Annotated in this window: 14 protein-coding genes and 1 pseudogene; 8 read left to right on the top strand and 7 right to left on the bottom strand. The window is 63.7% G+C overall.

Annotated elements, in window-relative coordinates:
* The first annotated feature begins 7 nt into the window (after positions 1-7).
* The 4 genes from RMO23_RS19295 (at position 8) to RMO23_RS19280 (ending at position 4,324) form a co-directional block, all read left to right on the top strand.
* Positions 8-493 carry a MarR family winged helix-turn-helix transcriptional regulator gene (locus RMO23_RS19295; protein ID WP_309684741.1) on the top strand — a complete coding sequence of 162 codons (486 nt, stop codon included), beginning with the start codon at positions 8-10 and terminating at the stop codon, positions 491-493.
* Positions 486-1,754 carry an MFS transporter gene (locus RMO23_RS19290; RefSeq protein ID WP_405041642.1) on the top strand — a complete coding sequence of 423 codons (1,269 nt, stop codon included), beginning with the start codon at positions 486-488 and terminating at the stop codon, positions 1,752-1,754. The genes RMO23_RS19295 and RMO23_RS19290 overlap by 8 nt, the downstream gene beginning before the upstream one ends.
* 13 nt (positions 1,755-1,767) lie before the next feature.
* The gene (locus RMO23_RS19285; protein ID WP_309684737.1) at positions 1,768-3,171 is read left to right on the top strand and encodes an MATE family efflux transporter; all 1,404 of its coding nucleotides are present in this window, start codon (positions 1,768-1,770) and stop codon (positions 3,169-3,171) included.
* 178 nt (positions 3,172-3,349) lie between these two features.
* On the top strand, positions 3,350-4,324 hold the full coding sequence (locus RMO23_RS19280) for a magnesium and cobalt transport protein CorA (protein WP_309684733.1): 975 nt from the start codon (positions 3,350-3,352) through the stop codon (positions 4,322-4,324).
* Between the two features lie 27 nt (positions 4,325-4,351).
* Here the strand turns inward: RMO23_RS19280 and RMO23_RS19275 are convergent, their stop codons facing one another.
* Positions 4,352-5,020, bottom strand: a complete 669-nt coding sequence (locus RMO23_RS19275) for a DNA-3-methyladenine glycosylase I (protein ID WP_309684728.1) — start codon at positions 5,018-5,020, stop codon at positions 4,352-4,354.
* Positions 5,021-5,208: 188 nt separating this feature from the next.
* Here RMO23_RS19275 and RMO23_RS19270 point away from each other — a divergent pair, with 188 nt between their 5' ends.
* Positions 5,209-6,627 carry a beta-propeller fold lactonase family protein gene (locus RMO23_RS19270; protein WP_309684725.1) on the top strand — a complete coding sequence of 473 codons (1,419 nt, stop codon included), beginning with the start codon at positions 5,209-5,211 and terminating at the stop codon, positions 6,625-6,627.
* Positions 6,552-6,992, top strand: a complete 441-nt coding sequence (locus RMO23_RS19265) for a DUF305 domain-containing protein (RefSeq protein WP_309684853.1) — start codon at positions 6,552-6,554, stop codon at positions 6,990-6,992. Before RMO23_RS19270 ends, RMO23_RS19265 begins: the two co-directional genes overlap by 76 nt.
* A gap of 404 nt (positions 6,993-7,396) precedes the next feature.
* On the opposite strand, the gene RMO23_RS19260 is transcribed toward RMO23_RS19265, so the two are convergent.
* From RMO23_RS19260 to RMO23_RS19250, 3 genes are read right to left on the bottom strand one after another with little or no spacing between them, the layout of a single operon-like run.
* Complete coding sequence (locus tag RMO23_RS19260; protein ID WP_309684722.1) at positions 7,397-8,044, bottom strand: glutathione S-transferase family protein; 648 nt, start codon at positions 8,042-8,044, stop codon at positions 7,397-7,399.
* Positions 8,041-8,460, bottom strand: coding sequence for an SRPBCC domain-containing protein (locus RMO23_RS19255; protein WP_309684719.1), 420 nt, complete (start codon positions 8,458-8,460; stop codon positions 8,041-8,043). The genes RMO23_RS19260 and RMO23_RS19255 overlap by 4 nt, the downstream gene beginning before the upstream one ends.
* 17 nt (positions 8,461-8,477) lie before the next feature.
* Positions 8,478-8,792 carry a metalloregulator ArsR/SmtB family transcription factor gene (locus RMO23_RS19250; protein ID WP_309684716.1) on the bottom strand — a complete coding sequence of 105 codons (315 nt, stop codon included), beginning with the start codon at positions 8,790-8,792 and terminating at the stop codon, positions 8,478-8,480.
* Between the two features lie 308 nt (positions 8,793-9,100).
* Here RMO23_RS19250 and RMO23_RS19245 point away from each other — a divergent pair.
* Positions 9,101-9,597 (top strand): annotated as a pseudogene (locus RMO23_RS19245) (tyrosine-type recombinase/integrase); the annotation flags it as partial.
* Positions 9,598-9,809: 212 nt separating this feature from the next.
* On the opposite strand, the gene RMO23_RS19240 reads toward RMO23_RS19245, so the two are convergent.
* The 3 genes from RMO23_RS19240 to RMO23_RS19230 form a co-directional block, all read right to left on the bottom strand.
* The gene (locus RMO23_RS19240) at positions 9,810-10,625 is read right to left on the bottom strand and encodes an SDR family oxidoreductase (RefSeq protein WP_309684714.1); all 816 of its coding nucleotides are present in this window, start codon (positions 10,623-10,625) and stop codon (positions 9,810-9,812) included.
* A 126-nt stretch (positions 10,626-10,751) separates the two neighbouring features.
* Positions 10,752-11,402, bottom strand: a complete 651-nt coding sequence (locus RMO23_RS19235; RefSeq protein ID WP_309684712.1) for an NAD(P)H-binding protein — start codon at positions 11,400-11,402, stop codon at positions 10,752-10,754.
* The gene (locus RMO23_RS19230; RefSeq protein ID WP_309684710.1) at positions 11,344-13,071 is read right to left on the bottom strand and encodes a DEAD/DEAH box helicase; all 1,728 of its coding nucleotides are present in this window, start codon (positions 13,069-13,071) and stop codon (positions 11,344-11,346) included. Before RMO23_RS19230 ends, RMO23_RS19235 begins: the two co-directional genes overlap by 59 nt.
* A gap of 281 nt (positions 13,072-13,352) precedes the next feature.
* On the opposite strand from RMO23_RS19230, the gene ettA reads away from it, so the two are divergent.
* Positions 13,353-15,014, top strand: coding sequence for an energy-dependent translational throttle protein EttA (ettA, locus tag RMO23_RS19225; RefSeq protein ID WP_309684707.1), 1,662 nt, complete (start codon positions 13,353-13,355; stop codon positions 15,012-15,014).
* Positions 15,015-15,024: the final 10 nt, after the last annotated feature.

The following is a 15,024-nucleotide window of genomic DNA, read 5'->3' as shown; positions in this document are numbered from 1 at the left end:
TAAAATTATGGACAAAAAACCTGATCTGTCAACCCTGGCTGAGCTGAAGGCGCAGGGTTGCACCAATATGCGGCTGCGCCAGCTGATGCGCCGTGTCGCGCAGCACTATGACCTTGAAATGGCCAAGGCCGGGCTCAAGACCACGCAGTATTCGCTGCTCAGCCATGTTTTCAAGCTGGGACCCTTGCGCCCGGGCGATCTGGCCAGAAGCATGAAGATGAGTGCCTCGACCCTGACGCGCAATCTCAAACCGCTGGTTGATGCGGGCTGGGTCGAAATGGCCGCCGGTAGCGATGCGCGCAGCCGCAGCGTCGCCATCACACCGGCCGGCCGGGCCAAGCGCGAGGAGGCGCGCCATCGCTGGAAGGCGGCGCAGGACGGCCTGAACCAGCGGCTGGGCGCCGAACGCGTGCTGGCCCTGCACGGGCTGATCAATGAATCGCTTGAGCTGTTGTCGCCTGTTGAAACGCAATCCGGAGCTGATGATGAGTAAATCCCAACCCCAATCCCCATCCCCATCCAATCCATTGCCCCCCCGGCCTGTCGCAGCCTGGCTGGTGCTGCTGGCCGCCGCGGGCGCGTTTGCCCTCACCATGGGTGTGCGCCAGACCATGGGCCTCTTTCTGTCGGCGCTCAATACCTCCACGGCGCTCGGCATCGGCAGCATCAGCCTGGCCTTTGCCGTGGGCCAGCTCTGCTGGGGGCTGACGCAGCCGTTTGCCGGTGCCGTGGCCGACCGGATTGGCACCGGTCGTGTGATTCTTGCCGGCGTGCTGCTGGTGGGCATAGGCACCCTCATCACGCCGCTCATGACAAGCACGGGCGGCCTGATTTTTGCCATCGGCTTGCTGGCGGCAGGCGGTGCCGGCATGGCGGGGCCTTCGGTACTGATGGCCGCGAGCACCCGCCTGGTGCCGCCTGCCAGGCGCGGCCTGGCCACCGGCATCGTCAATGCGGGCGGCTCCTTCGGCCAGTTTGCCATGGCCCCAATTGCGATTGGCCTGACGGCTGCCGTTGGCTGGGCCAGCGCCATGCAGTGGCTGGGCGTGCTGGTGCTGCTGGCGCTGCCCGCCGCCTGGCTGCTCAGGGGCAATTCCAGGGCCCTGGCAGCTCAGGCGGCCGCGGCGTCGGGCGTCAAGGCCCTCAGCGCGCGCCAGGCCATACGCCAGGCGCTGGCGACGCCGAGTTACCGTTACCTGAGCCTGGGCTTTCTGGTCTGCGGCTTTCATGTGGCCTTTTTGGCCACGCACCTGCCGGGCGTGGTGGCGGCCTGTGGCCTGCCGCCCGAGACCGGCGGCTGGGCGCTGGCCATGATTGGCCTGTTCAATATCGTCGGCAGCCTGGCCATGGGCTGGGCCGTGGGCCGCTGGCGCATGAAGTCGCTGCTGGCCTTGCTGTACGCCACGCGCGGCCTGGCGGTGCTGGTGTTCTTGCTGGCGCCCACGACACCGGCCGTGATGCTGGTGTTTGCGGCGGTGATGGGCGTGACTTTCCTGTCGACCGTTCCACCCACGGTGGGGCTGGTCGCCAAGATGTTTGGCACGGCCAACATGGCCATGCTGTTCGGCATTGTGATGCTGGCGCACCAGATCGGCGGCTTTTTCGGTGCCTTTCTGGGTGGCTATGTGTTTCAGGCCACCGGCAGCTACAACTGGGTCTGGTACATCGACATCGTGCTGGCCGTGGGCGCGGCGCTGGTGAACCTGCCAATCCGTGAAGCGCGCCTGCCACGCGCGGCGCAGGCAGCTGCTTGAAGGCGGGGCCGACATGAACGCCGTTGACCCGCGCACGCGCTTGCTGCTTGAAGCGCCCATAGGCCGGACCTTGCTGCGCCTGGCCGCGCCCAACGTGTTGGTGATGGTGGCGCAGGCGGCTGTCGGCCTGGTCGAAACCTACTTCGTCGGCAAGCTCGGCACCGATGCGCTGGCCGGCATGGCGCTGGTGTTTCCGGTCGTGATGCTGATGCAGATGACCTCGGCCGGGGCCATGGGCGGCGGCATCGCTTCGTCGATTGCGCGCGCGCTCGGGGCCGGGCGGCGCCAGGATGCCGACGCACTGGTGCTGCATGCGCTGGTGATCGCACTGGGTTTTGGCCTGGCGTTCTCGCTCGCGCTGCTGTTGGGCGGCCGCTGGCTGTATACCCAGATGGGCGGCAGCGGTGCCTCGCTCGACGCGGCCCTGAGTTACTCGCACTGGGTGTTCGCCGGGGCGGTGCTGGTGTGGCTGTTCAACTCGCTGGCGGCCGTGATCCGCGGCACCGGCAACATGGCCGTGCCGGCCAAGGTGACCGTGCTCGGCGTGATCGCGCTGGTGCCGTTGTCGCCGCTGCTGATCTTCGGCTGGGGGCCGGTTCCGGCGCTTGGCATTGCGGGCGGCGCCATCGCGCTGCTGCTGTACTACCTGGTCGGCACGCTGGCGCTGGCCGCCTATCTGTGGTCGGGCGGCAGCCTGCTCAAGCCCTCGCTCATCCACGTGAAGCTGCGCTGGCCGCTGTTTCGCGACATCCTGCGCATCGGCCTGATTGGCTCGATCTCGACGGTTGCGACCAATCTGTCGATTGGTGTGGCGACCTCGCTGGCGGGCGGCTTCGGGCCGGCCGCGATTGCCGGCTATGGCACCGCCTCGCGGCTTGAATACCTGCTGGTGCCGCTGGTGTTCGGCCTCGGCGCGCCGCTGCTGGCCATGGTCGGCACCTGCATGGGCGCGGGCCAGCATGAGCGCGCACTGCGTGCCACCTGGATAGGCGCGGCCATGGCCTTCACGCTGACCGAGGCCATCGGCCTGGCGGCCGCGGCGTTTCCGCAGGCCTGGCTGTCGCTGTTCGACACCGACCCCGCGATGCTGGAGTCGGGCGCCCTGTACCTGCGTGCGGTCGGCCCGCTGTATGGCTTTTTTGGCGTCGGGCTGGTGCTGTACTTTGCGTCGCAAGGCGCGGGGCGGCTGCTGTGGCCTGTACTCGGCAACATCGCGCGGCTTGCCGTCGCGGCCGGGGGCGGCTGGCTCGCGATCCGCTGGGGCGGTGGGCTGGCTCAGGTCTTCATGGCGCAGGGCGCCGCGCTGGTGGTCTACGGCGTGGTGATTGCGGCCGCGATTGCCGGCGGTGCCTGGTTCGGCCGTGTCGGCTGGCCCTGCTCCACGGCCATCCTGCTAAGGCGCATTCGGCCGGGTTGAACCCGGTGGCCGGCAGGCCAACCCGATTTCAAGACAGAAAATGGCCTCTGGCCCTTATTTTGCCTACGGTTGCAGCTATGAATTCAATAGCAATGGGGTTTGACCGACTTGGGAGCGGGAAGGGCGGTTCCGGTGTGCCAGAATCCTCGTACCCAGTTACCTTGGCCGGAAGATTCCAATGCTCATCAATTGCGTGGTGTACCAAAATGGCACCAAGCTGGCCGACATCCCGGTCAGCGAAATCAGTGACTATATTACCCGCCCCGACGCGTTTGTCTGGGTGGCGCTGCAAGACGCGACACCGGCAGAGCTGGAGGAAATGCAGGAGGAGTTTGGCCTGCATGAGCTGGCGGTCGAAGATGCCAGGCACGGCCACCAGCGGCCCAAGATCGAAGAATACGGGACCTCGCTGTTTGCGGTGCTGCACCTGGTTGAGGTCTCACCCGAAAAGCCCAAAGAGCTCAATGTCGGCGAGGTCAATGTCTTTACCGGAAGCAACTATGTGCTGTCGGTGCGCAATCGCAGCCAGAAAGGCTTTCTGGGCGTGCGCGAGCGCTGCGAGCGCGAGCCCGAACTGCTGCGCAATGGCTCCGGCTTCGTGCTGTATGCGCTGATGGATGCGGTGGTGGACCGCTACTTCCCCATCCTTGACGGTTTCGAGACCGAACTGGAAACCATCGAGAAAGAGATTTTTACCAAGGGCACGGCGCGTCTGAACATCGAGCGGCTGTACGAGCTGAAGGGCCGCGTGATGGTGCTCAAGCATGCGGTGGCCCCCTTGCTGGAAGGCGCCAGCAAGCTGCACGGCGGCCGGGTGCCGCACATCTGCGCGGGTGTGCAGGACTATTTTCGCGACGTGGTGGACCACCTGTCGCGCATCAACGCGCTGATCGACACCATGCGCGACACCATAGGCACCGCCATTCAGGTGAATCTGGCCATGGCGACGATTGAAGAAAGCGAGATCACCAAACGGCTGGCGGCCTGGGCCAGTATTTTTGCGGTGTGCACCGCCTTTGTCGGCGTGTGGGGCATGAACTTTGAACACATGCCCGAGCTGAAATGGCAGTACGGCTACCCGATGGCGTTGGGCGTGATCGCGGTGACCTGCGCCTTGCTTTACTGGCAGTTCAAGAAAGCGCGCTGGTTGTAGGTTTTTGTTCTTCAGTGCGTCAGGGGGTCACGCCGGCGGCACAAAGGCCGCGCGTGCCGCCAGCGCCGCATCCCGGCTGGCGCAGCCCTCCAGGTGGTCATTGACCAGGCCCATGGCCTGCATGAAGGCATACATCGTGGTCGGGCCGACAAAAGTCCAGCCGCGCTTTTTCAGGTCTTTCGACAAGGCCACAGAGGCCACAGAAGTCGTCACGGTTTTCAGGGCCTCCCGCGTGATGCGCGCGGGCCGGCTGGCGGCGTCGGGCTCCAGCCGCCAGACATAGGCCCCGAGCGAGCCAAATTCGCGCCGCAGCTCCAGCACGCGCCTGGCATTGTTGATGGTTGAGGCAATCTTGCCGGCGTGCCGCACAATGCCGGCGTCGCCCAGCAGGCGCTTGACATCGTGCGCGTCAAAGCCGGCCACCGGCTCGGCTTCAAAGTTGGCGAAGGCATCGCGAAAAGCCTCGCGCTTGTTCAGAATCGTCAGCCAGCTCAGGCCCGCCTGAAAGCCTTCCAGGCAAATTTTCTCAAACAGCCGGCGTTCGTCGGCCACCGGAAAACCCCATTCGCTGTCATGGTAGTGGCGGTACAGCGGCGTGGCCTGGCACCAGGCGCAGCGGGCGGTGAGGCTGGCGTCCGTGAAAAGACCGTCGGGGGTGGCCCTGGCCTGCGCTGGGGTCGGCATGTCAGAGTTCATGCCGGATTTTAGGCAATCATTCGACTGTTCAGGCTCTTTATTGGCAGCCCGGTTCTGCGACGACGCCTGTATCGGGTAGGGAATAAACCTGACAGTGAGACGAGCCCCATGGAGTCAAACGCCGCCTCCGGCTCTCCTATAAATAGGGTTCACCCCCGACCACGACCCAACCACCCAAAGGACTTCAGATGAGTGAAGCACCCAACGACTCACGCCGCGATTTTCTGAAAGCGGCCGCCGCTTTGCCTGCGGTGGCCGCAGCACCCTGGGCGCTGGCCCAAGGCCCCACTGCGATGCCGGCGCCCGCCATGGCCGGCACCGCCGGGCCAGACATCGCCCCGGTTGACCGCGTGTTCATCACCAACGAAGACTCCAACACCATCGCGGTCATCAATCCGGCCAGCAACACCGTTGACACCACCCTCAACCTGACCAGTTTCGATGAAGACGCGCGGCCGCCATTTCGCTTCGTTACCGGCGGCGTCATGCCCACGCATGCGGCCATGATCCACAAGCCGCTCTACCACGGCTGCATCGACGCGCATGGCGCCGTGCCCAACCCCGACGGAACCCTGCTCGCCACCTCGGGCCGCGGCAGCAGCAACATTTACCTGATCGACGCGGTCAATCGCCGCGTGGTCGGCAACGTCGCCAACCCGCAGGCGGGGCCGACGACCAACCCAGAGCGGCTGTCGAGCGGTATTTTGCTGGGCCGCGAGCCGCACGAGCCCACCTTCACGCGCAACGGCCGCGAACTGTGGGTCACCCTGCGCGGCGAAGACCGCATTGCCATCCTTGACGTGGAACAGGCGACGCGCCAACTGACGGGGAAGGGCGAAGGTCAGGCGCAGGCCGTCCGCGCCTATGTGCCTACGCTCAATGGCCCGGCGCAGGTCTGGTTTTCCAAAGACGGCCTGCTGGCCTTCGTCATCAGCCAGAAGGCCGCGCAGCTTGAAATTCTTCAGGTCAACCCCGACGGCAACGGCCATTCGCGGCCCAGGCGCCTGCGCCTGGTCGATCTGAGCGCCCAGGACAAACCCGCCTTCACGCCGTTTCAAAAACTCTCGCCCGACGGCAGCCAGATGTGGCTGTCGCACAAGCTGGCTGATGCGGTGTCGATGGTTTCTGTCAAAGATCCCGGCACCGTGCTGGCGACGCTGCCGCTGGGCGAGATGGCACGTCCCAATCACCTGGAGTTTGTTGACAATGCGCGCGGCCAGGTGACCTACATGAGCCTGGCCCGGGTCGATGACGGCGGCCCCAACGGCGCGGCGTCGAGCCGGCTGGCGATCATTGACCGCTCGGTGCCGCCGGCCCAGCAAAAGGTGGTCGGCCTGGTTTACACCGGCGGCCGCGAAGCGCATGGCCTGTGGACCAACCCCGCCAACAACCTGCTCTATGTGGCGCATGAGCAGGACGAACTGCCGGGAACCCCCAACGCCGGCCAAACGGTGTGTTCGGCCTTCGATGTGTCGATGCCGCTGCAACCCCGGCTCATCACGCAGATTCCGCTGGGCTCGCTCAAGCTGCCATCGGGCGAATTGCGCAACAAAAAGAGCATCAACCTGGTCTATGTGCGGCCCGGCACCAAAGGGCAGACGGCGTGATGGACCACAGCGAGCACAAGCACACGGCGACTGGCGGTGAAGGCCAGAAAAGCCGTTTCGAGGCCGCCATGGACACCGGCATGGCCCGCATGATGCACGACATGCACAGCCCGGGCTACAGCGGCCAGCCCGACTCCGATTTTCTGGCGATGATGATTCCGCACCACGAGGGCGCGGTCGAGATGGCACGGCTGGTGCTGATCCATGGCCGCGACCCGATGGTGCGGCAACTCGCCGAAGACATCATCGCCAGCCAGACGGTGGAGATCGCTGCCATGCGGGGAAGGATGGCGGTGTTGCGCAACGGGCCGAACCCCGAGCCCGGCGGTTACCCGGCGCTGGGTGCGGTAAGGGGCGGCGGTTGAATGCAGTGAATGCGATGAAGCGAAGTTACCGGAAAAGTCCCCGGGCGCCTGCCTCGGGCTGGCGGCTTCGAGTCATCAATTGGGAAGTTTTTAGGCCTGCAGCCCATATGGAATGTGTGCAAGTTGCTATCTTAATCATAGCAACCTGATGCACTCCCCGATATGTTCGCCCATCACAGAGCCGCCCCGCCAGCGCCTTCGGCCCGCTCGATCAACTTGATCAAGACTGCTCCAGACCGGTCACTGCAGGCTACAGATTGTGAGTCGGCAATGTGGCGATGACTTCCATGACGGTTGCACCTGCCATCGACCATTGGCGGACATATGAGTTCTGCGCAAAGGCGGGTGCCGTACCCAGCTTGTCAGCGCCAGGAACCTGCAGGGCGGGTTCTGCGGCGCACGGATCAAGCTGCATCTGCCGCAGCAAAATGCGCCATCTGGTCTGCGTATGCCTTCACGAAGGATGGGCGGGCCGTGGTGCGCGCGACATAGTCACGACAGGCGGAATATGCCGCCAGCCCGTCGAACCGATCGACAAGGCGCAGCACGTCCGCCATCAGTATGTCGGCGACGGAGAAGGTCCCGGCCAGCCATTCGCGTCCCGCCAGCACCTTCTCCATGTGCTGGAGTCGGTGCACCTTGAGGAACCCGTCGAAAAGCTTCCAGGCCGTCGTACCCTCGCTCTCCCCGGAGAACATCAACAGGGACCAGGGCAGGCTCGCCATCTCGACGGAGTTCAGGGCCGCGAACAGCCATTCCTTGGCGTCGCTGCGACCGCGCGGATCGGCGGGCAGCAGCGCATCGCTGCGCTCGCCGAGGTGTAGCAGGATAGCGCCGCTCTCGAAGATAGAGACGTCGCCATCGGTCAACCACGGCGCCTGGCCGAAGGGCTGGTGCGCGAAATGCCCGGCATTCCGATCGCGAAACGGCGTGCTCTCGACGCGATAGGGCAACCCGGCTTCTTCCAGCGCCCAACGCACACGCAGGTCACGCACGTAGCCGCGCGGCATCTCGGGAACCCAATCGAAGGTGGTGAGGACAAGTTCGCTCATTCGATATCTCCAAGGAAAGTTGATAACTTATCGAGGAAGCCGCGCCAGCCTTGCTCGTGACTTTTGCGCGCCTCTTCGTCGGGAAGATGTTCGTGGATCAGCGTCAGTTCGGTGCCGCCGTCAATCGGCTCGAGCAGAAACGTCACCAGCGACTCCCGTTCCGGCATTCCGGGCCATTCCCAGGTGAAAACAAGCTTCTTCTCCGGGATCACTTCCCGATAAACCCCGGTGGGATTGTGCTCATCGCCGTTCAGCAACCGGAATACGACGCTAAAGCGACCTCCGGGTCGCACGTCTGCCTCGGCGCTGAGCGTCGGCCTCGCATCGGGACCCCACCATTGCATCATTAGTTTGGGCTGTGTGATCGCCGCGTAAACCTTGGCCGGCGGGGCCTTGATTCTGCGCACGATGGTCACGCTTGGGAGACTCCTGGTCATCGCTCGCCATCCTCTTCTACGAGCGCGACAAGTCGATCGATGCTCACCGTCCAGAAGCGTTCATACCGGTTGAGCCACTCCATGGCCTCCCGCATCGGCCCGACGACAAGGTGAACCGACACGGTACGACCGGTTTTGGCCCGCGTGATCAATCCCGCATCAGCCAGGACATCCAGATGCTTCATCATTCCAGGAAGCTTTTGCGAAAACGGCCGAGCGAGCTCGCTCACCGACAGCCCGGGTTCGTCCTTCAGCCGTAGCAAGACCTCCCGCCTGGTCGGGTCGGCGAGCGCCGAGAACGTGCGGTCCATACCTGATGCTTGATACTTTACCATGTAGCGAAGTATTTCTTATTTCACTGGCGGAGTCAACCATTGGTATCTCCGCTGCGGTGAGAACTGGACGACCGCCTCGTGCAAACCGGGATGGCGGCTTTCCAGCAGCGAGGTCATGACGCCGCAGGACCGCTTGGGGCACGAAGCTGAACCCGTTTGGCCATGATGGTCGATCAATCTCGTCGCATGCGTGGATGGAAAGTTGGTTTCTTTTCCTGGTGACGGCTGTTTGGATGCTGGCGGTTCAAGTCGGCATCACAAAGCTCGCCGGATCGTCATGCTTCAAGGGCGGTAAAGACCGGGTAGTGATGTTGCCGCGTTCCTTGGCTCCCGCGCTACGGATGCAGTACTCGCGGCACGTCGTCAGTGGGAAGCAGATAAACAAGCCCTGCGAGGCGGCGTGGAAACACCGCACGCGTTGGAGCAAAAATATCCTAAGGTTGGCTGCAGTTGGGCTTGGTTTTGGATGTTTCCTTCCCCCATGCTTTCTGTTGACCCGCGCAGCGGCGTCGAGCGGCGCCATCATTTACACGAAGATCGCGTGCAACGTGCGTTGAAGAAGGCAGTAGCAATGGCGGGAGTCTGTAAACCGGTGTCAGTCCACACACGGCGCCATTCGTTTGCAACACATTTGCTGCAATCAGGTACCAACATCCGAACCGTGCAGGAACTGCTGGGCCACAGTGACGTGAGCACCACCATGATTTACACCCATGTGCTCAAAGTCGCAGCAGGAGGCACTGCCAGCCCATTGGATGCTCTGGATGGACTCGAGTACTGAAGGACCGCTTGCGCCGCGTCCCCGCCATCGCCGTAACCCAGAACGCGTCGTGAGTCCATTTGCGCAGTATTGAGGCCGAGATTGGCCAACATTTAGCCATTTTGCTCGCCAGCCTCGGAATTGTCTGAGTAAGCAGCTACGTTTTTAATAGCAAATCTGGCTGGCAACCACGTATGCTGCCCGAGGCCTACCGCCATCAGAGCGGCCCGCTGTCAGACCGGCACGGTGTAATTCAGCGTCATGCGGCCCCCGTCCACCACAACGATCTCACCCGTCACGTAACTGGCTGCATCACTGACCAGCCAGGCCACCACGTCTGCGATTTCGGACGGCTGGCCCAGGCGTTTCATCGGGGTACGGCTCATGATGCGGGCCTTGGCTTCTTCGCTGGTCAGCACGGCTTTGGCGGCGAGTTCGGTGGCGATGGTGCCGGGTGCCACGGCGTTGACGCGTATGCCCTTGTCGGCGAGGGCCAGCGCCATCACGCGCGTGAGCTGGTTAATGCCGCCCTTGCTGACGTTGTAGCTGGCAATGGTCGGAATGGCGAGCACGCCGTTGACCGAGCTCATGTTGATGATGCTGCCGCGCGAGGCGGACCCGCCTATGCCTGGTCTTGCCTCGGCTTTGGCCATTTCGCGCGCCACCGCCTGGCCCACCAGAAAGGCGCCCTTGAGGTTGATGCGCAGCACCGCGTCGAAGTCGGCTTCTGTCACCTCCAGAAAATCAGCGGCCTTGAAGATGCCGGCGTTGTTGACCAGCACATCAATGCGGCCATGGGCTGCCATGGTTTGGGTGACCAGCGCATCGACCTGGGCCTTGTCGCCGACGTCGCAATGCACATACAGGCCGCCCAGTTCTGCGGCCAAAGCGGCGCCCCGGGCATCGTCAATATCGGCAATGACGAGCTGGGCCGCTTCGCGCGCAAAGCGGCGAATGCAGGCTTCGCCAATGCCCTGGGCAGCGCCGGTGACGAGGCAGACCCGGCCTGCGAGCCCGAAGGAAATGTTGGAGGAGGTTGGAGCGTTCATGGCCGGATGGTACCAGCGCACTGTGCTTTTGTCCGGGCGCTAGCGGATGCGTCCGGAAGGTTTTGGTGTGCTATAAAAATAGTAGCTGCATGTGCACGTTCCACCTGGGCTGCAGCTATTATTTTCCTAAATTGTGGGGTGACGGCGCAGCGCGCCCGACAGCAGCACATGCGGACCGGCACCGGCCGTCTGCAGGGTGCTCACCATGGCGCCCGCCACCTGGTTGGCGTCCACGCTGCGGTAGTCGGCCGGAAGCAGCGGGTTGAGCCATCGGGCGGCGCCCAAGGCCAGCTTTTCGCCCAGCCGCTGTGCCTGACTGAGCGAGTCCCGATCGCCCGCCAGCAGGGAAGGGCGAACGATCACCACCGTGTCAAAGCCAAGCGCCGACACGGCGGCTTCCATCTCGCCCTTGACGCGGTTGTAAAACACCGGCGACTGGCTGCTCGCGCCCATGGCGCTGACCACGGCCAGGCGGATTGCGCCAGCGGCCAGGCCGGCGCGGGCCACGGCCAGCACGGCGTCAAAATCGACCGCCCGGAAAGCCTCGCGGCTGCCCGCTACCTTGATGGTGGTGCCGAGCGCGATGAAAACGTCGTCAACGCGCGGCGCGACAAAGTCGCTGAACGAGTCGGTGATGTGCGCTACCAGTTTCGGCTGTGGCGCATCTTGTGCCGCAAACGGTGCGCGGCGGCCCACGCAGTGAACCGCCGAATACTGCTTATCGGCCAGTAAACGGGCCAGAACCGCCCGACCGACGAGGCCCGTTGCCCCGGCCACCAGCGCCACCCGAGCCGCCGCCGGAGCGTGGACCCCGGAAGTTGTTGCGGTTGCCGGTGGGCTGACCAGAGGACGGGAAACCGGACGAGGCGTGGCTGGCGGGCTGCTGGTTGTCGAAGTCATTGCGGGGTTCGCCTCGTGAATCGTTGCGCGGCGCGCGGGGCTGCTCGTCACGCAGGCGCGGTGCCTGCGCCTGGGCATTGCGGGGCTGGCCCGAAGGCTGGCCGCCATAGCCCGAGTTTTGCCGCGGCTGGCCCGGATTCGGTGTGCGGGGGCCTCTTCCGCCGCCGCCACCACTGTTGCCACCACCAGCAGGGGCGCGGCCACGGCCACCGCCATTGCCACCATTACCGCCACCGTTGGCGCCACGTGCAGGCTGGGCGCCCTTGGTGTCGCGGATGCGCGTCATCATTTCGCTACGGGCTGCCTTGGCGGCGGCCTGCATCACGTCGCGGCTAGGCGGCTTGCCCAGGCCGCCCCAGATGGTCTGGCGGCCCATGGCCAGTGGTTCGGCTTTTTCGCCGGGCTCGGCTTCAAAGCCGGGCACCACCACTTTTTCAATGTTCTGCTTGGTGAAGCGCTCGATGTCCTGCATGAAGCCTTCCTCGTCCAGGCAGACCAGGCTGACGGCTTCGCCGCTGTTACCGGCGCGGCCAGTACGGCCGATGCGGTGCACATAGTCTTCGCTGACGTTCGGGATTTCGTAGTTCACCACGTGCGGCAGCTCGTCGATGTCAATGCCGCGGGCGGCAATGTCGGTGGCCACCAGCGCGCGAATCGTGCCGTCTTTAAAACCTTGCAGCGCCTGGGTGCGGGCGGTCTGGCTCTTGTTGCCGTGCAGCGCCATGGCTTCAATGCCGTTTTTGGTCAGGTGCTCGGCCACATTGTTGGCGCCGAACTTGGTGCGGGTGAACACCAGCACCTGGCTCCAGTTGTGCTCGTTGATGATGTGCGTCAGCAGCGCTTTTTTCTTGCTGCGGCTGACCGGGTGAATGGTCTGCGTGATGCGCTGCACCGTGGTGTTGCGCGGCGTGACCTGGATCGATTCCGGGTTCTTGAGCAAACCGTTGGCCAGTTCGCGAATCTCGTCGCTGAAGGTGGCGCTGAACAGCAGCGACTGCTTCTGCCTGGGCACCAGCGCCAGCACTTTTTTAATGTCGTGGATGAAACCCATGTCCAGCATGCGGTCGGCTTCGTCGAGCACCAGAATCTGCACCTGGCCCAGGTCCAGTGTGCCCTGGCCGGCGTGGTCAAGCAGGCGGCCGGGCGTGGCCACCAGAATGTCGACGCCGCGGCGCAGTTTTTCAATTTGCGCGCCCATGCCGACACCGCCAAACATCACCATCGAGGTCAGGTCCAGGTATTTGCCGTAGGTGCGCACGCTTTCTTCCACCTGCGCGGCGAGTTCGCGCGTCGGCGTCATGATGAGGGCGCGCACAGCATTGACGCCGCGGCGATTCGTCAGGCGCGGCTCGGTGCTCAGGCGCTGCAGCATGGGCAGCACAAAAGCGGCGGTTTTGCCGGTGCCGGTCTGGGCGCCGCCCAGCAGATCGCCGCCTGCCAGCACGGCAGGAATGGCTTGCGCCTGGATCGGCGTGGGGGTGTCATAGCCCTGCTCAAGCACGGCTTTAAGAATGGCCGGGGCCAAATTCAGATTTTCAAAGGTCATGGTGTTGCGCCGCTGGGGCGCTAAAGATCGGCCTGTTGGGAGCTTTTTTGCGAAGCGTCCCGCCAGTCAAAGGCAGATGGGATCAGAAGTCGGGCTAAAAAACATCGTAAGTAACTACAGAACGTACTACCCGAGATGTGCCCAAATGTTGAAGGCAACTGGAGCCAGCAACCCGCGTATTGTCGCACGGAACGATAATCCTGCCATGGCCGCCAAAAATACCCCGCTGATGAGCGGCGCCAGTTTCCGTTTTTCTTATCCCTTTTTAGAAGTTAATCCAGATGGCTCAATACGTTTTCACCATGAACCGGGTCGGCAAAATCGTGCCGCCCAAGCGTCAAATTCTCAAGGACGTGTCGCTCAGTTTTTTCCCCGGCGCCAAGATCGGCGTGCTGGGTGTCAACGGCTCCGGCAAGTCCACCCTGCTCAAGATCATGGCCGGGCTCGACAAGGAAATCGAGGGCGAAGCCACGCCCATGCCGGGCCTGAACATTGGCTATCTGCCGCAGGAACCCAGGCTTGACCCCGGCCACACCGTGCGCGAAAGTGTCGAGGCCGGCATGGGCGCGGCATTTGCCGCCAAGGCCCAACTCGAAGCGGTGTACACCGCCTACGGCGAGCCGGATGCCGACTTTGACGCGCTGGCCGCCGAGCAGGCCCGTCTCGAAGCCATCATCGCGACCTCTGGCACGGATTCCGAGCACCAGCTGGAGATCGCCGCCGACGCGCTGCGCCTGCCGCCCTGGGATGCGCAGGTCGGCGTGTTGTCGGGTGGCGAGAAGCGCCGCGTGGCCCTGTGCAGCCTGTTGCTGTCCAAACCCGACATGCTGCTGCTCGACGAGCCTACCAACCACCTGGACGCGGAATCGGTCGACTGGCTGGAGCAGTTTTTGCAGCGCTTTCCCGGCACCGTCGTGGCCATTACCCACGACCGCTATTTCCTTGACAACGCCGCCGAATGGATTCTGGAACTGGACCGCGGCCAGGGCATCCCCTGGAAGGGCAACTACAGCACCTGGCTGGAACAAAAAGGCGAGCGCCTGCTGGCCGAGCAAAAGGGCGAGGAAGCCCGCTCCAAAGCCTTGAAGAAAGAGCTGGAATGGATTCGCCAGAACCCCAAGGCGCGCCAGGCCAAGAGCAAATCGCGTATTGCGCGCTTTGAAGAGCTGAGCGTTTTTGAATACCAGAAGCGCGTGGAGACCAACGAGTTTTTCTTTCCGGTGGCCGAGCGCCTGGGCAGCCAGGTGATCGAGTTCAAGAACGTCAGCAAATCGTTTGGCGACCGCCTGCTGATCGACAACCTGAGCTTTAGCATTCCGGCCGGCGCCATCGTCGGCATCATCGGCCCCAACGGCGCCGGCAAGTCCACCCTGTTCAAGCTGATTGCCGGCAAGGAAAAACCGGACAGCGGTGAGGTGGTGATTGGTTCCACCGCCAGGATGGCGTTTGTGGACCAGAATCGCGACGACCTGGCCAACGAAAAAACCGTCTGGGAAGACATCTCGGGCGGTCTCGATATGCTGAACGTCGGCAAGTTCCAGATGCCCAGCCGCGCCTACGCCGGCCGCTTCAACTTCAACGGCGCCGACCAGCAAAAGCGCGTGGGCACGCTGTCGGGCGGTGAGCGCGGACGCCTGCACCTGGCCAAAACCCTGATTGCCGGTGGCAATGTGCTGATGCTCGATGAACCGTCCAACGACCTGGACGTGGAAACCCTGCGCGCCCTCGAAGACGCGCTGCTCGAATTTGCCGGCTCCATCATGGTCATCAGCCACGACCGCTGGTTTCTTGACCGCATCGCCACCCACATCCTGGCGGCCGAAGGCGACAGCCAGTGGACCTTTTTTGACGGCAACTACCAGGAGTACGAAGCCGACAAGAAGAAGCGCCTCGGCGAAGAGGGCGCCAAGCCCAAGCGCATGCGCTTCAAGGCGTTGAAATAATGCCCCCACG

This window comes from Polaromonas sp. (assembly GCF_031411155.1).
Taxonomy (GTDB): domain Bacteria; phylum Pseudomonadota; class Gammaproteobacteria; order Burkholderiales; family Burkholderiaceae_C; genus Polaromonas.
Note: the sequence above shows the minus strand (reverse complement) of the source record. Positions and strands in the feature narration are given on the sequence as shown.